Consider the following 21187-nt stretch of genomic DNA (forward strand, 5'->3'; position numbering starts at 1 on the left):
GATCACAGGGGGATGTTGCCGTGCTTCTTCGCCGGCAGGGTCTGGCGTTTGGTCCGGAGGGTGCGCAGCGCCCGCGCCACGTGCAGCCGGGTCTGCGAGGGCGTGACGACCTGGTCGACGTACCCGCGTTCGGCGGCCAGGTACGGGCCGCCGTGGCGTTCGCGGTACTCCTCGGTGAGCCGGCGGCGCACCGCTTCACGCCGCCCTGGCGGCAGCGCGGCCAGCTCGCGCCGGTGGAGCACCTGCACCGCGCCTTCCGCGCCCATCACCGCGATTTCGGCCGTGGGCCAGGCCAGCACGGCGTCGGCGCCGAGGTGCTTCGAGCCCATCACCGCGTAGCCGCCGCCGTAGGCCTTGCGCACGACCACGGTCACCTTCGGCACCGTCGCCTCCGAATAGGCGTAGATCAGCTTGGCGCCGCGGCGGATGATCCCGCCGCGTTCCTGGCCGGTGCCCGGCAGGTAGCCGGGGACGTCGGCGAGGGTGAGGAGCGGGATCCCGAAGGCGTCGCAGAAGCGCACGAACCGCGCGGCCTTTTCGGACGCGTCGATGTCGAGCACGCCGGCCTGGTGCCGCGGCTGGTTGGCGACGACGCCGACCGAGCGGCCCTGGACCCGGCCGAACGCGCAGATCATGTTGGGCGCGAAGGCACTGTGCACTTCGGTGTACTCGCCGTCGTCGACCAGCGCGGCGACCAATTCGGCCATGTCGTAGGTCCGGTGCGGCGAATCGGGCACCAGCCGGTCGAGCTCGAGGTCGGCCGGCGTGACGACGGGACTGGTGTCGTCGGCGTACTCCGGGGCGAGGTCGAGGTTGTTCGACGGCAGGTAGGCGAGCAGGGTCTGCACCCACTCGACGGCGTCCTCTTCGGACACTGCCCGGTGGTGGGCGTTACCGGCCACTTCGGACTGGACGGCCGCGCCGCCGAGCTCCTGCGCGGTCACCCGCTCGCCGGTGACCGCGTGCACGACGTCCGGGCCGGTGACGAACATGTGTGAAGTCCCGTCGACCATCACGGTGAAGTCGGTGATCGCGGGCGCGTAGACGGCGCCGCCCGCGCACGGGCCCATGATCATCGAGATCTGCGGGATGACCCCGGAGGCGTGGGAGGTGCGGCGTCCGAGTTCGGCGTAGTACGCCAGCGAGACGACGCCCTCCTGGATCCGGGCGCCGCCGGAGTCGTTGATCCCGACGACCGGGCAGCCCAGCGACAGCGCGAGGTCCATCACCTTGAGGACCTTCTCGCCGGAGACTTCGCCCATGCTGCCGCCGAAAACGCTGAAGTCCTGCGAGAACACGCAGATCTGGCGCCCGTCGACGGTGCCGTGCCCGGTCACCACGCCGTCGCCCCAGGGCCGGTTCGCGTCCATCCCGAACTCGGCGCACCGGTGCCGCGCGAACTGGTCGAGCTCGACGAACGAGCCGGGGTCCAGCAGCAGCGCGATCCGCTCGCGCGCGGTCAGCTTGCCCTTGGCGTGCTGCCGGTCGACGGCCCGCTTTTCGGCGATCCGCACGGCTTCGTCCTGCCGGGCGGCGAGGTCGGCGATCCGGAACGCCGTCTCGTCCATCACCGCACCCCCGTCCCGAGCCGCGCGGCGAGCGCGGCGGCCAGCGCCGTCACGTGCGGCGGGTCGATCATCGACACGTGGTCACCGAGCACCCGCACGACGTCGAGGGCGGGGCAAAACGCGTCCCAGCCGAGGGTGTCGTCGGTGCGCAGGTACCGCGGGTCGAGCGCGGTGGTCAGCGGGTGCGGGTCCTGTGCCCGCAGCAGCACCACGCGCCCGTCGTAGCGCGCGGGGGTGTACCGCTCGGCGACCCGGGCGTCCACATAGGACTCGTACTGGTGCCGCAGCACCCCGGCGCCCAGATCCGGCACGAGCTCGGTCAGCTTCGCCATCACCCAGCGGATCTGGGCGTCCTCGTCGAGCCGCGTGAGTTCGTTGCGTGGCACGGAGAAGGGCACCCCGTACGTCCGCGAGACGTGGTCGGCGAACCGGTCGAAGCGGTCCAGCAGCAGCTCTTCCGCCGAGGTGCCGGGCGCGGGCAGCGGCAGGATGGTGTCGATGAGGAACACCAGTTCGGCGCCACCGAGGTGCCGCGCGGTCTCGTAGGCCAGGCAGCCGCCGAACGACCAGCCGCCGAGCCGGTACGGGCCGTCCGGCTGGATCTCGCGGACGAGCTCCGCGTAGCAGGCGGCCTTGGCCTCGACGGTGTCCTCGTCGTCGATCCGCTCGAACCCGTACACCGGCTGCCCTTCCGGCAACAGCCGCACGAGCTCGCGGTACACGCTCGCCCGGCCGCCCGCGGGGTGGAACAGGAACACCGGATCGCCGACACCGTCCCGCAGCACCCGCACCGGCCCGCCACCGTGTCCTTCGAGCTCGGGCCGCACCAGCTCGGCGATCGCGGCGACGGTCGGGGTGTCGAACAGCCCGGCGGGCACGACGTCGAGTTCGGCGGCGAACAGCGCCCGCAACCGTTCCGGATCCCCACCGGCGGCGAAGAAGTCGTCGTGCACCCCGGGTTCAGGACCGCCGACGGCGGTCCGCCAGTGCCGCGCGACCCACCGTTCGGCCGGATCCCGCGGCCCGGTGACAACCCGTCCGGCCGGCGCGGCCGCCCCGAACCCGGCCTGCTCGGCGAGGTGCGCGGCGAGTTCGTCGAGGCTCGCACCACGCAGCAGCAGCGGAATCGGCAGTGGCAGGCCGAAATCCCGCTCCACGGCGCCGCGAGCGCGCATGGCCGAAAGCGAGTCCAGCCCGAGCTGGGTGAGCGGCACGTCCCGCTCGACTTCGGCGAAGCCCAGCAGCCCCGCGATGAGCCCGGCGAGGTGGTCGGCGATCGCGGCCCTGGCCCGCTCGGGTGGTTGTCCTCTTAGTATTTCCAGACCATCCCAAGTGGACTGTTCACGGGGTTTGAACAGACCGAAGAACGGTCGTTCGGCCAGCCGTGGGAACATCTCGAGGACGGCTTCGGCGTCGATCCGGGCGACCCCCGTGTCCCGCCGATCGCTCGTCAGAACGGCTTCGAGCGCGGCCAGGGCTTCTTCGGTCCCGAGCGGGGTGAGCACCGGATTAGCCGACCCGGCCGCGGCGCCGACCTCGCCCCAGGCACCCCAGTTGATGGTCGCGGCGGGCAGTCCCTGAGCCCGGCGCCAGGCGACGAGCGCGTCGGCCCAGGCATTGGCGCCGGCGTAGGCGGCCTGCCCGGGCGATCCGAACAGCGCGGCGGCGGAGGAGTAGACGAGCCACCAGTCCAGCTCGACCCCGGCGGTCGCCTGGTGCAGCCGCCAAGCCCCGAGCGCCTTCGGCCGCCAGACGGCGTCGAGCGCCCCGGAATCGAGGGTGATCGCGGCCCCATCGGCAAGAACACCGGCGGCGTGCAGCACCCCACGAAGCGGCACACCCCCTTGCCCGGCGGCCGCGACGAGCTTCTCGGCGATGCCGGGTTCGGCGATGTCACCGGACACCACGAGAACTTCGGCACCGAGCCCGCCTGAACCGGCGGCGTCTCGCTCCTCGGCCGCACCCGGCTCGGCACGCCCCACCCCGAAGCCGAGTTCCGCCGGGTCAGCCGTACGGCGGCTGCTCAGCACTACCCGCGTCGCCCCGTGCTTGACCAGCCACTTCGCCGCCACCAGTCCGAGGCCGCCGAGACCGCCCGTGATGATGTAAGCGCCGTCCCGGACCGGTTCGCGGACCGGGTCGCCGAGGTCGGGACGGGTCAGCCGCCGGGTGTACCTCACACCGTCGCGCCACGCGATCTCGTCGTCCGGCGCGTCCGCGCGTATCTCGTCGCGCAGCCGGGTGAAGTTGTCGAAGTCGGCCAGCGAGACCCGCAGTTCCGGGTGCTCGAACGCGAGTACCCGCACCAGCCCGCGCACCGCAGCCGTGCCGGGATCGCCTGCCTCGCCAGGGCGGACAGCCTGCGCGCCCGTCGTGACCAGCCACAACCGGGGCGGCGCCGGCAGTTCGGCCAGCTCCGCGACGATCCCCGCCAGCGTCTCGACCAGCCGCGCGGCGGACTCGGGGTCCGGGCCGCCCGCCGGGTCGAGGCGGGCGATCACCGCGGTCGGTTGGCCGTCTCGCACCGATTTCGCGAGCGCCGCCCGGTCGGCGAGGCGGGCGGTGTCCAGCTCGATCCAGTGGTGCTCGCGCTCCGGGGCTTCGGGCAGCTCCGCCGGCTGCCAAGCCGCTTCGAGCAGGAGCCGTCCGAGCGCCGCGTCGCGGAAGCGGCGGCAGTAGACGTCGCGGAACTCCACCAGGACGACGTCCTCGGCGTCGACCAGCTGGACGCTCCCGAGCAGGCCGTCGCCGGACGGGCCGACCACGGCGTCCACCCGCACCCCCCGGCGCGGCTCGCCCGCGACAATCACCTCGCCCACGGAAAGCGGCAGGTAGAGGGCGTCCGCCGCACCGACGGCTGCGGCCAGCGCGTGCAGGCAGGCGTCGGCGAGGGCGGGGTGCAGCACGTACGCCGGGTGGTCGGCTTCGGGCAGCGCGATCGACGCCGACGCGCGGCCGCCGGTGGCCACCACCCGGCGCAGGCCGCGGAACGCCGGGCCGTAGGACTGCCCCAGCTCCGCCAGCGCGCGGTAGACGTCGACGGGCTCCCCGTCGACGGCACCGAACGGCGGCGACGGCGTCCCGCCCGTCCCGATCCGCGCCGTCGCGTGACGGACCCACTCGCCGGACGCGGACCTGGCGTGCACGCTCAGCTCGCCGCCGGTCAGGCTGGTCGTCACCTCGGTGTGCTCGCCGAGCGGCAGCACTTCCCGCAGTTCGAGGTCGTGCACGTGCCGTCCGGCGGCCAGCGCCAGCTCGAGGAACCCGGTCGCCGGGAACACCGGCTGGTCCCGCACAGTGTGGTCGGCCAGCCAGGGCAGCAGCGCGGTGCCGACGTCGGCGCGCCAGAGGTGCCCGCCGTCCGGGTGTTCGATGTGGACACCCAGCAGCGGGTGACCGCCAGCGGCGCGGACGGGCCGCCGTGGCCAGAACCGTTCGTGCCGCCAGACGGGCCCGGGCAGCTCGACCGGCACCGACCGCGGCCGCGCGGCGAGGACGCCGGGCAGGCCCAGCACGTGCAGCCGGGCGAGGCTGGTCAGGAACGCGGCCCGTTCGTCGGCCCGGCGGCTCCCCGACGGCAGTCCGAGCACCCCGGCCTGCTCGATCGCGGCCAGCGCGACGGGGTGCGGCGCGATCTCGACGAAGACGCTGTGCCCGTCCCCGGCCGCGGCGGCGAGGGCCTGACTGAACCGCACCGGACGGCGCAGGTTCGCGGCCCAGTACTCCACGTCGAACGCGGGCGGCGTCCGAGGATCGTCGAGAACGCTGCTGTAGCAGGGAATCCCGGCGGTGCCCGGGGTGAGCCCGGCCAGCTCTTCGCGCAGCCGCCCGAGCACGGCGTCGACGGCGGCGGAGTGCCCGGCCCCGCCGACGGGCAGCCGCCGCGCCAGCCTGCCGAGCCGTTCGGCGTGCTCGACGAGCGCTTCGACCTGGTCGGCGGGCCCGCTGACGGTGCACTGGGTGGCCGAGGCGTACACCGCGATGGCGACCTCGGGAAACTCGCCGAGCTCGGCGGCCGACAGCTCGACGACGGCCATCGCCCCCTCCCCCGACTGGTCGAGTTCGGCGAGCAGCCGCGCCCGCGTGGCCATCACTCGCAGACCCGCGGCGGCATCCAGCGACCCGGCCACCACAGCCGCGGCGACCTCCCCCATGGAGTGCCCGAGGACGGCGGCCGGGGTGACACCGTGCGCCCGCCAGAGAGCGGCGAGGGCGAGTTGCACGCCGAAGAGGGTGAGCTGGGTCGCGGCCAGGTCCGGCAGGTCGCGGCCGAGCGCTTCCCGCAGGGAGAACCCAGCTTCGGCGCGGAAGACGGGATCGAGGGCATCGATCTCGGCACGGAAAGCGGGCTCGGACTCGAGGAGGAGACGGCCCATGCCGGACCACTGCGAGCCGTAGCCGGAGAAGACGAAGACAACGCTGGGCTCGCCGGTGAGGTTCCGCGCTCCAGCCGGGCCAGCAGTCTCACCTGGCTCAGCCGCGGCACCCGGCCGGGCTGCCCCACCCGGGCCACCAGAGCCGGCCGAGCCCGCTGGCCCAGCCACGACACCCCGCCCGGCCGCCAGCTCGCGCAGCCCCGCCACCACTTCCCCGCGGCTCTCCCCCACCGCCGCGCCGCGCGCCGGCAGGTGCTCACGCCCGTGGGCCAGCGTTGCCGCGACCGCGCCGAGCGGTACCTCGCTCTCCTCGAGCGAGTCCGCCAGCTCGCCGGCCCGCGCCCGCAGCACCTCCCCCGAACGAGCCGACAGCGCGAAAACCTGCGGCCCCGCCGACTCCGCCCGCGCCGGGAACGCCGCGGCCGGCCACTCCTCGAGGACCACGTGCGCGTTGGTCCCCCCGAACCCGAACGCCGACACCCCGGCCCGCGCGGTCCCGGAATACCTCGGCCACGGCGTCCCCTCCGTGACCACCCGCAGCCCGCTGAAGTCGATGTACGGGTTCGGCGCGTGGAAGTGCAAGCTCGCCGGCAGGCGCCGGTGGGTCAGGGAGAGCACCACCTTGAGCAGGCCGGCGATCCCGGCGGCGCCTTCGAGGTGCCCGAGGTTGCTCTTGAGCGAACCGAGCAGCAGCGGGCGATCCGCGTCGCGTCCGAGCACCGCCGAGAGTGCCGCCGCCTCCAGCGGATCACCCAGCGGGGTGCCGGTTCCGTGCGCCTCGACGTAGTCCACAGTGGATGGATCGATTCCCGCGTAGGCGTCGCGCAAGAGGGCGGCCTGTGCCTCCGGGTTCGGGGCCGTCAGCCCGTTGGAGCGGCCGTCCGAATTCACCGCGCTGCCGCGCACCAGTGCCAGCACGCGATCGCCGTCACGCCGGGCCGCGCGCAACGGCTTCAGCACGACCACGCCGCAGCCCTCGCCGCGGGCGATGCCGTCCGCGGTCGCGGCGAACGGCTTGCAGTGGCCGTCGGCGGCGAGTACCCCGGCGCGGTGGAAGCCGGCCGTGATGGCCGGGGACAGTAGCACGTTCACCCCAGCGGCGAGCGCGATTTCGCTCTCGCCGCCGCGCAGGCTCCGCACCGCCTGGTGCACCGCGACCAGCGACGACGAGCACGCCGTGTCCAGTGTGAGGCTGGGTCCGCGCAGGTCGAGCAGGTACGACAGCCGGTTCGCGGCGATGCTCGCCGCCGCGCCGGTCCCCGACCAGACGTCGACCCCCGCGACGTCGGTCATCGTCAGCGAGCCGTATTCGGTGGCCGACAGCCCGACGAACACGCCGGTCCGGCTGCCGCGCAGGCCGGACGGCGGGATCCCGGCGTGCTCCAGCGCCGCCCACGCGACTTCCAGCAGGATCCGCTGCTGCGGGTCCATCGCCTCGGCTTCGCGCGGGGTGATGCCGAAGAACGCCGCGTCGAACCCGGCGACGTCGTCGAGGAAGCCGCCCCGCGCCGGCAGTCCGGCCAGATCCTCGGCGGGGGCGAAGGTCTCCCAGCGACCCTCCGGGACGTCGCCGATCGCGTCCCCGCCGTCGTCGAGGAACCGCCAGAACGCCGCCGGGGATTCGATCCCGCCCGGCAGGCGGCAGCCGAGGCCGATGATCGCGATCGGCTCGCCGGCTTCCCGTATCGGCTCAGGAACCCGCTCGGACTCCACTGTGGACAGATGGGTGGCGAGCGCGGCGATCGTCGGGTACTGCCAGACGAGCGTCGGCGACAGTGGGCGGCCGACGAACCGGCCCAGGTCGGCGGCGAGCGCCGTCGCGTCCCGAGAGGACAGTCCCAGTTCCTGGAGGGGCCGGTCGGCGTCGACGTCGCCGAGCCGGGCGAGCAGCCAGGCACGGATCCCGGCCGCGTTCACCCGAGCCGCCGCTCGGCCAGCGAACCGTCCGCATAGGACACGCGGCAGCGGGCCCGGCTGATCTTGCCGCTCGACGTCCGCGGCACCTCGCCGGGCGCCAGGAAGACGACGTCGTGCAGGCGCAGCCCGTGCCCGGCCGACACCGCCGCCCGCAGATCCGCGGCGGCGTCGGCGACCTCGGCTTCGAAACCCTTGGCCCGTTCGACGACGATCACCGCGGCTTCTCCTTCAGGGACCTCGACAGCGAAGGCCGCCGCGGAATGGGGCCGTACGGCGGGGTGCTCCTCCACGGTCTGCTCGATGTCCTGCGGGTAGTGGTTGCGGCCGTCGACGACGACCAGGTCCTTGAGCCGGCCGGTGACGAAGAGTTCGCCGTCGAAGACCACGCCGAGGTCGCCGGTCGCCAGCCAGCCCTCGCCGGTTTCCGGGTCGAGCGGCGGCAGGCCGAAGGTCGCCGCCGACGCCTCGGGCCGTCCCCAGTAGCCGCGGCCGACGTTCGGGCCGCTGACCCGGATTTCGCCGACCGTCCCCGGCTCGACGGCCTCCCCCGTCACCGGGTCGGCGACCCGCACCCGCTGGCCGGCCGGGCGGCCGCACGAGACGAGCGTCGTCCCGGACGCCGCCGGCATGGCGGCCCCGGCGGCCAGCCGGTCCCGGTCGAACGTCACCTGCCGGGCCGCTTTCCCGCTGTCCGTCACGGAAACGAGCACGGTGGCCTCCGCCAAGCCGTAGGAGGAACGGTGGCTTTCGGGCCGCAGCCCGCACCCGGCGAAGGCGTCCTGGAACTTCGCGATCGTGGCCGGCCGTACCGGTTCGCTGCCGTTGATCAGCGAGACGACCCGGCTCAGCTCCAGGAAGTCCTTTTCGGCCTCGGTCACGCGGGAAGCGCTGTAGGCGTAGGCGAAGTTGGGGGCCGCGCTGATCGCCCCGGGACTGGCCGAAAGCGCTTGCAGCCACCGCGCGGGACGTTCGAGGAACGCCAGCGGGTCCATCAGCACCGACGCCATCCCGGCCACCATCGGCGCGCCGATGCCGAGGATCAGGCCCATGTCGTGGAACAGCGGCAGCCAGCTGACCGTCGACGTCGTTCGGGCCTCAGCGCCATAGGCCGCACAGGCCTGACGGGCGTTGGCCAGCACGTTCCGGTGCGTCAGCACGACTCCGGCGGGCGCACGCGTCGAGCCCGAAGTGTATTGCAGGTAGGCGGGGGCATCGGGATCCGGCTGAGGCCATTCGCGCGCTTCGGCGTCCGGCAGCGCGTCGACGGCGACGACCTCCGGTCCGCCGGTGAACTCCCGCACCGCGTCGAAGTCCGCGGCGGTGGTGAGCACCACCCGCGGGGTGCAGTCGGCGAGCGCGCCGGCGAGGCGGCCCTCGTGCCCGGGCAGGCCCGGGGCGAACAGCGGCACGGCGACCAGCCCGGCCCGCAGCGCACCGAGGAACGCGACGACGTAGTCCGCCGACTGCCCGGCCAGCACCGCCGCCCGCTCCCCCGGCGCCGCGAGGTCCGCGAGCCGCGCGGCGACCGCGTCGACGCGCTCGTCGAGGGCGCGCCAGGTGAGCGTGACCGCGCGACCGTCCGCGGCCGCGCGGTGGTCCAGGTGCGTCACGGCGGGTTCGCCGCCGAGCACCCGCGCCCACCGGCGCAGCAGGGTCGCGAACGATTCGCCGTCACCGAGGTTTTCCGGCGTGGCGGGAATCGGCTGGGAAATGGTTTCCATGGTCCCTCGCAGAGAGCGTTTACCGGCGCAGTGAATAGCCGCGCCCGTGCGGTTGTCAATCGGCGGATCCCGGATGCTCACCGGGAAACGGGTTACGGGACCGCGCGTTTGTCACGCGGCGACGAGGTCTCGGCGGAACGGGCCTTCGACACGCGCACGGCCAGCAGCGCACCGGCGAACGTCAGCCCGGCCGCGGTGAGCAGCCCGGCGGTGTAGCCGCCGGCCAGCGCCGCCGCGGGAGCGGCGCCCCCTTCGAGTCGCGCCGCGCGCACCGCCGTCAGCACCGCGCCGATCAGCGCGACGCCGAGCGCACTCGAAAGCTCCCGGGCCGCGGTGAGCAATCCCGACGCCGTACCGGAATAGCGTTCCGCCACGACGTCGAGCGCGTGCGACGTCATCGGGACGGTGAAGGCCGACCCCGCCCCGATCAGGACCAAACCCGGCACGCGGGGCCAGATCGCCGGGATCCCGTTCACCGCGGCGAGGGCCAGCAGCCCGGCACCGACCGTGGTCAGCCCCGCCACTACTGTCCGAAGTGGACCGTGGCGGGCCACGGCCGGCGCCACCAGCGGAGTCGCGGTGACGACGGCCACGGCGACCAGCACCAGCGGCAGCCCGGCGCCGACCGGGCCGAGCCCCAGGAACTCCTGGTGCAGCAACGGCGTGAAGAAGAAGACACCGGAAATCCCCAGTCCCCACAGCAGTTGCAGGCCGAGCGAGCCGGTGAACACGCGGTTCGCGGTCAGCGCCGCCGGAACCAGCCGGTTCCGCGCCCGCCGCTCGCGGACGGCGAACACCCCGCCGAGCACGGCACCCGCGGCGAGCAGCGGGAGCGCGAACCGGGGTTCGGCCAGCGCGGCGGTGAGCAGCACCAGGCTCGCCGTCACCAGGGCCATCGCCGTCAACGGCGGCGCGCGGGTCGCCCCGCCGGCCCGGCCGGGGGCCGTCGGCAGCAGCACGAGCATCGCCGCCACGAACGGGAGGTTGACGAAGAAGATCCAGGCCCAGCCGAGGTACTCGCTCAGCAGCCCGCCGAGCGCGGGGCCGAGCGCCAGTGCCGCGGCGAGGCACGCGGTCCAGACCGCCGCGCCGAGCGTCCGGCCGCGTGCGTCAAGGTTCGTGCGCAGCAGACTGAGCAGGCCCGGCACCAGGAAGGCGGCCGCCACACCCTGCAGCACCCGGGCGGCGACCAGCAGCCACAGCGACCCGGCCAGCCCGCCGGCCGCCGCGCCGAGCCCGAACGCGAGCAGCGCGGCCGTCAGCGTCCGGCGTGGTCCCCAGCGATCGACCAGCGCGCCCCCGGCCGGCAGCAGCCCGGCGAACGGGAGCATGTAGCCGAGCGCGATCCATTGCAGCGCAACGAGATCGAGCCCGAGGTCGCGGCCGATGGACGGCGCCCCGGCGGCGACGATGGTGTTGTCGAGCGTGGTGACGAACGCGCCGAGCGCGAGGAGTACCAGGGTTTTCATCGCACGCTCCCCACCAGCCCGCGGGTGACGGCGCGCCGCCGTCGCGGGAACCACCAGTTCGCGGCCCCGAAGCGGGCCATCACCGCGGGCACCAGCACGCAACGCACGACGATCGCGTCCAGCAGCACGGCGACGGTCAGCCCGACGCCCGCCTCCCGCACGACGCGGGCGTCGACGAAGGCGAACGACACGAACACCAGCGCCATGATCAGCGCGGCCGCGGTGATGGTCCGGCCGGTCGCCGCGACGCCGTCGACCACCGCGGCCCGGGTGTCGCCGTGACGGCGCCAGGCTTCCTGGATGCGTGCGATGAGGAAGACCTCGTAGTCCATGGACAGCCCGAACAGCCCGGCGAACAGGAACACCGGCAGGTACGGTTCGATCGGCGCGCCGAAGGTGCAGACCACCGCACCCGTCGTCGCGGCCGCGGTCAGCAGGTTCATCACCGCCGCCGTCAGCGGGATCAGCACACTGCGGAAGACCCAGGCGAGCAGCAGGACCGAGATGCCGACGACGCTGATCAGGAAGAGCGGCAGCCGCGCGGTGATCGCCGCCGAGAAGTCGGCCTGGGTCGCGACGATCCCGCCGACGTGCGCGTCCGGGCCGCCGATGGTCGCCGCCATGGTCCTCGTCCAGGCCAGCAGTTCGGTGGTGGCCGGGTCGCCGGGCGCGGTCCGCGGGACGACGGTGAGCAGCCACCCGCCGCCGGGCAAGGCCGTCGGCGGGCCGGCGTCGGCGCGGGCGAGCACCGCCTCCCGCAGCGTGCCCAGCGAGGCGTCACCCGTGCCCACCACCAGCAGCGGGGCACCGGCGCCGGGGCCGAACCCGTCGGTCAGCAGTTCGGCGCCGGTGCGTGTGATGCTGCCCGGCGGGTCGTGCGCGGCGTCCGGCACGCCGAGCCGCAGGCCGGTCATCGGCAGCGCGAGCACGGCCACGACCAGCACCGCGGCCAGCGTGTACGGCCCGGGCCGCGTGGTCACCGAGCGCGCGAGCCGGGCCCAGCGGCCGCCGTTCCCGCCCGGCCCGACGCGCATCCGGGCGGCGGGCCGCAGCAACGCGGGCAGCAGGGTCAGCGCGGCGAGCGCGGTCAGCAGCACCGAAACCGCGGCGGCCACGGCGATCCCCTCGAGGAACGGCATGCCGACGGTCAGCAGCCCGGCCAGCGACACGCACACGGTGACGCCGGCGAAGACCACGCTGCGCCCGGACGTCGCCGCGGCGGCCGCCAGCGCGACCGGCGGTGGGTCACCTTCCCCGCGGCTCTGCCGGTAGCGGGTCAGCACGAACAGCGCGTAGTCGACGCCGACGCCGAGCCCCAGCAGGGCGGCGATCTCGGTGCTGATCTTCGGGACGGTCATGACGTGCGAGAGCAGCGTGACGACGGCCAGCGCGCAGCCCACCGAGACCGCCGCCGTGAGCACCGGGAGCAGTACGCACGTCAGCGAACCGAACGTCACCAGGAGCACCAGCGCCGCGGCGAGCAGGCCGATCCCGGCGTTGCCCAGGTCCGGGGCGGCCGCCGTCATCGCGGCGAGCTCGCCCGCGGCCCCGGCGGTCAGGCCGCGGGCGTCGCGGACTACGACGGCCAGCGCGTCGGCCACCGGCTGCCCGAGGTCCGCGGCCGGCGCGTCGAACCGCACGGTGAGCACGGCGGTCCGCCGGTCGGCGGACACCCCGGCGGGGGTCACCACGACGACGTGCGGGAGCGCCGCCAGCCGGGCGGCGAGGTCGTCGAGCCGGGCCCGGCCGGTGCCGGTGTCGACCGGGCTGTCCGGGGTGCGGGCGACGACCCGTTCCTCGGCACCGCCGGCGCCGTTGCCGCGCAACAGGTTCGCGGCCGCCGTGCTGTCCGCCGCGGGCAGGTCGACCGTGTCGCGGAACGCCGCGCCGGTGTGCAGCGCGGCGAAACCGAGGCCGCCCAGCGCCACCAGCCACAGCACGACGACCACGACGGCGCGGCGGGAGCACCACGATACGAGCGTCGTCATCGGGCCTCCTCGGTTGATCACGCTAACAACGAGGAAGGGCGCGAAGATACCGTCCGGCAGCACAAATCGCGGACCGGAAACCCTTGTGCCCGTGAGTGTTCCGCCGTTTGTCGGACAGGTGACAATACTGGGCGCCGCCATTGGTCTCCACGTGACAGAACCCGGTCGCGCGCCAGGGGCGGCGGTTGCCAACTCCGATCCCGTGTGAGTACATGACCTTCGCGCACCGGTGCCGGAAAGGGGTTGTGGCATGACGACGACCACCCAGGTGATCCCGCAACCCCGGGGCACCGGCCGCGCCCGCCAGCTGTGGTGCTCGCTGCCGGCGGAGGTCGCGCGGCGGTTCCGGCCGCACGCCGACCCGCTCGCCCGGCGGATCCTCGAAGAGGTCCAGCGGGCCGTGCCGGAGTACGCCAAGCCCCTCGAAGGCGAGTTCGGCAAGGTGATCGTGCTCGCGATCGAGCAGGCGGTGCTCAGCTGCATCGACAGCATCGAAGACCGGCCGTCCACATCGGACGAGTGGGCGGACTTGTTCGTGGAGGTCGGCAAGCGCGTCCACCACGACGGCGGCAGCGTCAACTCCCTGCAGGCCGCCTACCGCGCGGGCGGGCGGGCGGCGTGGCGGTACATCGCGGAACTCGGGCAGGCGCACCGGTTCCCGGCTGCGGTGCTCTGCATCGGCGCGGAGGCCATTTTCGCTTACGTGGACGAGATTTCGGCGTATTCGGTCGAGGGATACACGCTGGCGCAAGCGATGGGGACGGGCACGCTCGAACGAAGACGGCGCCGGCTGCTCGAACTGCTGCTCGCCACCCCGCCGTCGTCGCCGTCGACGCTCGCCACGATGGCCGAAGCCGCGCGGTGGCCGATGCCGGAGCAGGTCGCGGTCATCGCGCTCGAGCCGTGGACCGGGCCGCACGCACCGCCGTCGACGCACTTCGCCGACGACGTGCTGGTGGACCTCGACGGCCCGGAACCCTGCGTGCTGACCCCGCACCCGGACCGCGACCTGCTCGGCCTCGAAGGCCGCCTGCCCGGCCGGCGCGCGGCGGTCGGCCCCCGCGTCCGCCCGGCCGACGCGGCGACGTCGTCGCGGTGGGCCCGCCGCACGCTCGACCTGGCCCGCCGCGGCCTGACCGGCGACCACCCGGTGACGCACACGGGCGACCACCTCGCGACGCACTGGTTGCTGCTCGACCGGTTCCTGCTGGACGAGCTGTCGGCGAAGGTCCTCGCCCCGTTCGCGGACCTGACGGCGAAGCAGCAGACGCGGCTGGCCGAAACGCTGCTGTGCTGGCTGGAACACAACGGGAGCACGCCGGAGATCGCGCAGGCGCTGGGGATCCACCCCCAGACGGTCCGCTACCGGGTGGGCCAGCTGACCGAGTTGTTCGGCGACCGGCTGGCGGATCCCGCGCGGCGGCTGGAGATCCAGATGGCGTTGCGCGCGCACCGGCTGCTGGGCACGCGCGCTTCGGGCTCTTGACCGCGCGCCACGCGCGATCCTAGAGTTCCAGCACGGTGTTAGCGTTAACAGCGTGCTGGAGGACGTCCTGATGACCGCACCCGTTCCCGAGTTCTTCGGCCGCGCCGGCGACGCGGACGTCCACCGCTACACCCTGACCGCTCCCGGCGGACTCACCGTGCGGATCCTCGACCACGGCGCGGTGATCCAGTCGATCGAGGCACCGGACCGCGACGGCCGGTACGGCAACGTCGTCCTCGGCTACCCCGGCCTGGACGGCTACCTCGCGAACAACCGCCCGGACGCGGCGCGGGTCTTCCTCGGCGCGGCGATCGGCCGGTTCGCCAACCGGATCGCCGGCGGCACGTTCACCCTCGACGGCGTCCGCCACCGCGTCCCGCAGAACGACGGGAAGAACAGCCTCCACGGCGGCCCGGCCGGGTTCGACACGCGCGTGTGGTCCGCGGCCGCGTTCCCCGGCGGGGTGCGCATGAGCCTCATCAGCCCGGACGGCGACCAGGGCTACCCCGGCCGGCTCACCACCGAGGTGACGTACCGCCTCGACGCACCCGGCCGGCTGCGCATCACCTACCACGCGACGACCGACGCGCCGACGGTCGTCAACCTGACCAACCACACGTACTGGAACCTGGCGGGCGCGGGCGACGTGCACGACCACCGGCTGGAGATCGCCGCGAGCCGCTTCTGCCCCACGGACGAGAGCCTGATCCCGCTGGGCGCCCCGATCCCGGTGGCGGGCACCCCGTTCGACTTCCGCCACCCCTGCCGGATCGGCGCCCGTCTCGGCGAAGCCGACCCCCAGCTGACGACCGCCGACGGCTACGACCACAACTGGGTCTTGGACGCCGGATCGCCGTACGCGGCCCGGGCGTGGGACCCGGCGTCCGGCCGCGTGCTGACGGTGGAGACGACGGAGCCGGGCCTGCAGTTCTATTCGGGCAACCACCTGCCCGAGCGCGGCGCGGGGTTCGCGCTGGAGGCCCAGCACTTCCCCGACTCGCCGAACCGCCCGGACTTCCCGAGCACGGTGCTGCGCCCGGGCGAGGTGTACCAGCAGGAGACGGTGTACGAGCTGGGCCTCGCGGAGGGGTGACCTGCGGAGTAAGCAGGCGCCGGCCGCTTGCCTGCCGGCGGGTGCCGGGCGTTGCCTGCCGGCGGGTGCCGGACGCCTGCCCGCCGGCAGGTACCGGGCGCTTGCCCGCCGGGGGCGGCCGGGCGCCTGCCCGCCGGCAGGTACCGGACGCCTGCCCGCCGGGGGCGGCCCGGGCGCCTGCCCGCCGGCAGGTACCGGACGCCTGCCCGCCGGCAGGTGCCGGACGCTTGCCTACCGGCAGCGGCCGGCTGCGCCGGCCGGCCAGGCTCGCCACCAGGTGCCGCGCCGAGATCGGGCGGACGCGCGCCGGCCGCCGGCTGGGCCTCGCGGACGGGTGACGTGCGGAGTAAGCAGGTGCAGGACGTTTGCCTGCCGGCAGGGGCCGGACGCGTGCCCACCGGCAGTGCCGGACGCCTGCCCGCCGGCAGGTGCCGGACGCTTGCCTACCGGCAGCGGCCGGCTGCGCTGGCCGGCCAGGCTCGCCAGGTGCCGCGCCGAGGTCGGGTGGATGCGCGCCGGCCGCCGGCTGGGGCGTCGCGGGCGCCGGTGGCGTGGGCGACAGTTCGCCGACGGGCACCGGATGCGGGGTTACCCTCGCCGGTCATGGGAGATCTTTCCGCCGACCTCGCGCCCACCGGTGTGCTGCGTGCCGCCGTCAACCTCGGCAACCCCGTGCTCGCGCACGGGACGCCGGCCGAGCCCGGCGGGGTTACCGTCGATCTTGCGCGTGAGGTGGGTGCTCGGCTGGGTGTCGAGGTCGAACTCGTCTGCTTCGACGCCGCCCGGAAGTCGTTCGAGGCGCTGACCTCGGGCGCGGCCGACCTCTGCTTCCTCGCGATCGAGCCGGCGCGGGCGGCCGAGGTCGCCTTCACCGCACCCTACGTCGTCATCGAAGGCGTGTACGTCGTCCCGGACGGCTCGCCGGTCCGCTCCCCCGCCGACGCCGACCGGCCGGGCGTGCGGATCGGCGTCAAGCAGGGCTCGGCCTACGACCTGTACCTCACCCGGACGCTCTCGCACGCGACCATCGTCCGCGGCGAGGACGGCGTCACCGCCTTCGAAGAGCAGGGCCTCGAGGTGGCCGCCGGGATCCGGCAGCCGATGACCGCCTACGCGGCCGCGCACCCCGGGACGCGGGTCGTCGAAGAGCGGTTCATGCAGATCCAGCAGGCCGTCGGGACCACGCCGGACCGCCGTCCCGAGACCATCGGGTTCCTGCGTGACCTGGTCGAAGAGCTGAAGGCGAACGGCTTCGTCGCCGACGCCCTGCGCCGCGCGAACCAGCCGGACGCCACTGTCGCCGACTGAGCCGTTGTTGTCCGGACGTTGTTGTCCGGTCCCCGCGCCCCGGCGCCGGACAACCCCCGTGAGTTACACCTTGATGATCATCTGCCCACCCGCGGCGGAAGATTCACCGGGCTCGACCACGAGGGGACGAACACCATGACGCGCCTGCCCGCACTCGCGCTGACCCTGCTCGCCTGCGCCGACTTCGTCTGCGGCCCGGGCGGCGCCGCCTTTCGCCGCCGGGTCCGAGCACGCTGACCGGGCTTCCGCCACGCACCGGATCACGGTGCACCGGACGCTCACCCGGCTTTCGGTGGAACCGGCCGACCCGGGGAAGCCGGTGCGTATCCGCGAAGTGCTGGTGGACGTCACGGTGACGACGGTCTTCGTGACACCGGGCGACCCGCCCGCCGCCCAGCGCCCCTGACACGGCCCCTCGGCCGACATCGATCATCCGTTGCCGCCGTCATCGATGCGCTATTGCGTCTTCTCGACGGTCGCAACGAGTGCTACGTTCCTCGTGGTGCAGGTCGAGACCCGAGGGGCTGCGATGAGGCTTACTCCCAGCGCTCACACCGACTCGTTCTGCCGCGACCGGCTGCCGCCCGGCGAGCAGTGGCCGCGGCTGGTGTTCGACCTGCCGGAGCTGAGCTACCCGGACCGCCTCAACGCCGCGACGGCGCTGCTCGACGACACCGCCGCCCGCCTCGGCCCGGAACGGCCGTGCCTGCGTTCGCCGCACGAGACGTGGTCCTACGGCGAGGTGCTCGCCCGCGCCAACCGCATCGCGCACGTGCTCACCGCCGAGCTCGGCGTCGTGCCCGGGAACCGTGTGCTGCTACGCGGCACCAACACCCCGTGGCTCGCCGCCTGCTGGCTCGGCGTCCTCAAGGCCGGCGCGGTCGCCGTGACGACCATGCCGATGCTGCGCCGCCACGAGCTCGACAAGATCGCCGACCGGGCCCGCCCGAGCGTCGCCCTCTGCGACGAGCGCCTGCTCGACGAGCTCCCGCCCGGACTGCCCACGGTCGCGTACGGAACCGAGCTGGCCGAGCGCTGCGCCCGCCACCCGGCGACCTTCGCCGACGTGCCGACGGCCGCCGACGACGTCGCCCTGCTCGCCTTCACCTCCGGCACCACCGGGACACCCAAGGCGACCATGCACTTCCACCGCGACCTGCTCGCCGTCGCCGACACGTTCTCCCGGCACGTCGTGCGCCCCACCGCGGACGACGTGTTCTGCGGCACGCCGCCACTGGCGTTCACCTTCGGCCTCGGCGGCCTGTTGGTGTTCCCGCTGCGCGCCGGCGCGTCCGTGCTCCTGCTGGAACGCGCGACACCCAAGGAGCTAGCGTCAACCGTCGCAGAGCACGCCGTGACGGTGCTGTTCACCGCCCCGACCGCGTATCGCGCGATCCTCGGCGCCGGCGACGGGCCGCTGCTCGCCGGCGTCCGCCGCGCCGTCTCCGCCGGGGAAGCGCTCCCCGCCGCCGTGGCCGAGCGGTACCGCGAAGCCACCGGCCGCCCACTGATCGACGGCATCGGCAGCACGGAGCTGCTGCACGTGTTCATCTCCGCGGCCGGCGACGACGTCCGCCCCGGCCGCACCGGCAAGGTCGTACCCGGGTTCCGTGCCGCCGTCCTCGACCTCGACGGCGCGCCCGTGCCCGACGGGACTCCCGGCCGGCTCGCGGTCCAGGGCCCCACCGGCTGCCGCTACCTCGAAGACCCGCGGCAGGCCGACTACGTCCGCGACGGCTGGAACATCACGGGCGACACCTACGTGCGCGAGCCCGACGGCTACTTCCGGTTCGTGGCGCGCAGCGACGACATGATCGTCTCCTCCGGTTACAACATCGCGGCTCCCGAGGTCGAGGAAGTACTGCTGACGCACCCGGACGTCGAAGAATGCGCTGTCGTCGGCACACCCGACCCGGACCGGGGCTCGGTCGTGACGGCCTTCGTCGTGCTGCGCCCCGGCACCGCCCCGGGCCCGGACGTCGTGCACGCCCTGCAGGAGCACGCCAAAGCCGTTGCGGCGCCGTACAAGTACCCGCGCCGGGTGCGGTTCGTCGACGCGCTGCCGCGCAACGCCAGCGGCAAGCTGCAGCGGTTTCTGCTGCGCGAGCGCTGACGGGGGTGACGGGCCCGCTGCCGAGGTGGGGTGGCGGTGGGCCCGTCACGTCTGTGGGGTGCCGGGGACATGCCTCCATCGTAGCCGAACACTCGAACACCTGTTCGCGTCTGTTCAGGTGAAACCCGATCACAAAAAGTCACCGAATCCCCGCCTTTGCCCCCGGTGCAACACTTCCGGGCGACAAGGAGTCCTCAATGGACAGTCGCGGCACGGAACCCCGGACACCGCCCTGACCTGGCCCGCAGCACCATCACCCAGCCGTGCCGCGGAGGCGGTCGCCGGGCCCGGAACCCGACCCCATAAAGTCTTCGCGCAGCCATCCGGAGGTGAACGCCAGCGTGCCCGAGGTCGACTACTACGAGGTGCTCGGCGTCCGCCGGGACGCGACGGCGTCCGACGTCAAAACGGCCTACCGCAGGCTGGCCAAGACCATGCACCCGGACGGCGGCGGCACGGTCGGCACGTTCCGGCTGCTGCGCGAGGCCTACGACGTCCTGGCCGACCCCGTCAGCCGCGCCCGCTACGACTCCGGCGGCGCCACGGTGGTGCCCGTCCCGGTCCGCCCGCGTCCCCGGCGCCGCTTCGGCGACGAGCCCGGCTTCGTCCCCGACCTGCCCGACCTGGACGCCGAAGACCTGAGCTGGTGGCACTTCGCCGGCGAAGACACCCGGATGCGCCACGGCCGCCGCCGCGGGCCGGGGCACACGCCGGTCGTCGCCGCGGTGGCCGGGATGGTGCTCGTGCTGCTGCCGCTGGTCACCGGGGTCGGGTTCTCGCCGCCGGTGCTCGTCGTGTGGCTGCTGCTGACCGCGGGCACGGCACTGCTCGTCCAGCGGCTGGCGCGCGGCTACCTGCGCGCCGCACGGGCCCGCGAGGCCTACGCCGAGGAGTTCGGCGGCCGCACCGTCTTCGGCGCGCCGGGCACCGAGCGCGAGGAGCTGGCCGAGCGCCTCACGGCCGACCTGCTCGAGGCCTACCTGACCCGCCTCCCGGCCGCCCGCATCTTCCACGGCCTCGCCTGGCCGGGCTCGGTGTTCGCGGACGTCGACCACGCGGTGCTGTGCGGCAAGCGCCTGGTGCTCATCGAGTCCAAGCTCTGGCTGCCGGGCCACTACGAGACCGCCGAGGACGGCCGCCTGCTGCGCAACGGAAGGCCGTTCCGCGGCGGCGGGAGCCGGCTCGCCGAGAGCCTGGCGGCCTACCGCGACCTGCTGCCGGGCGTGGCCCTGCGCGGCGCGATGATCGTGTACCCGAGCCGCAGCGGCGAGCTGACCACGGCCGACCCCGGCGACTGGGCGGCGGCCCCGATGACCCCGGAGGAGTTCCTCCACGAGATCGGCGAGTGGCTGGCCGCCGATCCGTCCACTGTGGACCACCAAGCGCTGCGAATGGTCCGCGACCAGGTCGTCGGCGGAGGCGGCCGCGCGGCGTGAACGTCTTGAATGACTCATTCAGGTCGTCGGAGGTCCTGAATGAGTCATTCAAGACACCCGGACCGGCCCGGTGAGCCCCGCCGCCACGCTCGGCACCGTGCTGCTCGCCTACCTCCCCGCCGCGGTCTCCCCCGGCCCGAACTTCGTCCTCATCGCCCACACGGCCGCCGCCGGGACCCGCAAAGCCGCGCTGGCCGTCGCGCTCGGCGTCGTCGCCGCGGGCGGGATCCTGGCCGCCGTCGCCGTCTTCGGGCTGGGCACCGTCCTGGCCCACCACCCCTGGCTGGCCACGGCCCTGCGCATCGCTTGCGGCGCCTACCTGGCCTGGCTCGGCCTCCGCCTGTGGCTGACCGCCCACGCCCCCGAAACCGCGCCACCCGAAGCCCGCGGCAACGCGTTCCGCCGCGGTGTCGTCAGCAACCTCACCAACCCGAAGGCCGCGGCGTTCTTCGGCAGCGTCCTGACCGCGACCCTGCCGCCCACCGAGCCCACCGCCGTCAAGGCCGCCGCCGTCGCGCTGATCGTCGCCGCGTCGGCGGCCTGGCACCTCGGCGTGGCCCTGCTGTTCTCCTCGCCCGCCACGCAGCGCTGGTACGCCCGCGCGAAACCGGCCCTCAACCGCGTCGTGGGCACGATCCTCGTCGTCCTCGGGGTCATCCTGGCCACAACGCCGTGAAGGCCCCCTCGCGGCGAGCGAGGAGGCCTTCACGAA

At 74.0% G+C, this 21187-nt stretch carries 12 protein-coding genes; 7 read left to right on the forward strand and 5 right to left on the reverse strand.

The window, feature by feature from the left end:
- Positions 1-2 precede the first annotated feature (2 nt).
- The 5 genes from SD460_RS30265 to SD460_RS30285 form a co-directional block, all read right to left on the reverse strand.
- Positions 3-1568, reverse strand: a complete 1566-nt coding sequence (locus SD460_RS30265; RefSeq protein WP_290060848.1) for an acyl-CoA carboxylase subunit beta — start codon at positions 1566-1568, stop codon at positions 3-5.
- Positions 1568-7861 carry a polyketide synthase gene (locus SD460_RS30270; RefSeq protein WP_318307066.1) on the reverse strand — a complete coding sequence of 2098 codons (6294 nt, stop codon included), beginning with the start codon at positions 7859-7861 and terminating at the stop codon, positions 1568-1570. The genes SD460_RS30265 and SD460_RS30270 overlap by 1 nt, the downstream gene beginning before the upstream one ends.
- Positions 7858-9582, reverse strand: a complete 1725-nt coding sequence (locus SD460_RS30275; protein WP_318307067.1) for a fatty acyl-AMP ligase — start codon at positions 9580-9582, stop codon at positions 7858-7860. Before SD460_RS30275 ends, SD460_RS30270 begins: the two co-directional genes overlap by 4 nt.
- Positions 9583-9674: 92 nt before the next feature.
- Positions 9675-11051 carry an MFS transporter gene (locus SD460_RS30280; RefSeq protein WP_290063081.1) on the reverse strand — a complete coding sequence of 459 codons (1377 nt, stop codon included), beginning with the start codon at positions 11049-11051 and terminating at the stop codon, positions 9675-9677.
- A complete protein-coding gene (locus SD460_RS30285) occupies positions 11048-13039 on the reverse strand; it encodes an MMPL family transporter (protein ID WP_318307068.1) in 1992 nt (663 codons plus the stop codon). Before SD460_RS30285 ends, SD460_RS30280 begins: the two co-directional genes overlap by 4 nt.
- A gap of 250 nt (positions 13040-13289) precedes the next feature.
- On the opposite strand from SD460_RS30285, the gene SD460_RS30290 reads away from it, so the two are divergent.
- The 7 genes from SD460_RS30290 to SD460_RS30320 all read left to right on the forward strand — a co-directional run bounded on the left by SD460_RS30290 (position 13290) and on the right by SD460_RS30320 (position 21151).
- Complete coding sequence (locus SD460_RS30290; RefSeq protein ID WP_318307069.1) at positions 13290-14525, forward strand: PucR family transcriptional regulator; 1236 nt, start codon at positions 13290-13292, stop codon at positions 14523-14525.
- Between the two features lie 52 nt (positions 14526-14577).
- On the forward strand, positions 14578-15618 hold the full coding sequence (locus SD460_RS30295) for an aldose epimerase family protein (RefSeq protein WP_290063207.1): 1041 nt from the start codon (positions 14578-14580) through the stop codon (positions 15616-15618).
- A gap of 603 nt (positions 15619-16221) precedes the next feature.
- Positions 16222-16926, forward strand: coding sequence for a transporter substrate-binding domain-containing protein (locus SD460_RS30300; protein WP_318307070.1), 705 nt, complete (start codon positions 16222-16224; stop codon positions 16924-16926).
- A 265-nt stretch (positions 16927-17191) separates the two neighbouring features.
- Complete coding sequence (locus SD460_RS30305; RefSeq protein WP_290056985.1) at positions 17192-17332, forward strand: hypothetical protein; 141 nt, start codon at positions 17192-17194, stop codon at positions 17330-17332.
- Between the two features lie 123 nt (positions 17333-17455).
- A complete protein-coding gene (locus SD460_RS30310) occupies positions 17456-19039 on the forward strand; it encodes an AMP-binding protein (RefSeq protein WP_318307071.1) in 1584 nt (527 codons plus the stop codon).
- Between the two features lie 341 nt (positions 19040-19380).
- Positions 19381-20475 carry a J domain-containing protein gene (locus SD460_RS30315; RefSeq protein ID WP_290056982.1) on the forward strand — a complete coding sequence of 365 codons (1095 nt, stop codon included), beginning with the start codon at positions 19381-19383 and terminating at the stop codon, positions 20473-20475.
- Positions 20476-20545: 70 nt separating this feature from the next.
- On the forward strand, positions 20546-21151 hold the full coding sequence (locus tag SD460_RS30320; RefSeq protein WP_290056980.1) for a LysE family translocator: 606 nt from the start codon (positions 20546-20548) through the stop codon (positions 21149-21151).
- The last annotated feature ends 36 nt before the right edge of the window (positions 21152-21187 follow it).

It is taken from the genome of Amycolatopsis solani (genome assembly GCF_033441515.1).
Lineage (GTDB): Bacteria > Actinomycetota > Actinomycetes > Mycobacteriales > Pseudonocardiaceae > Amycolatopsis > Amycolatopsis solani.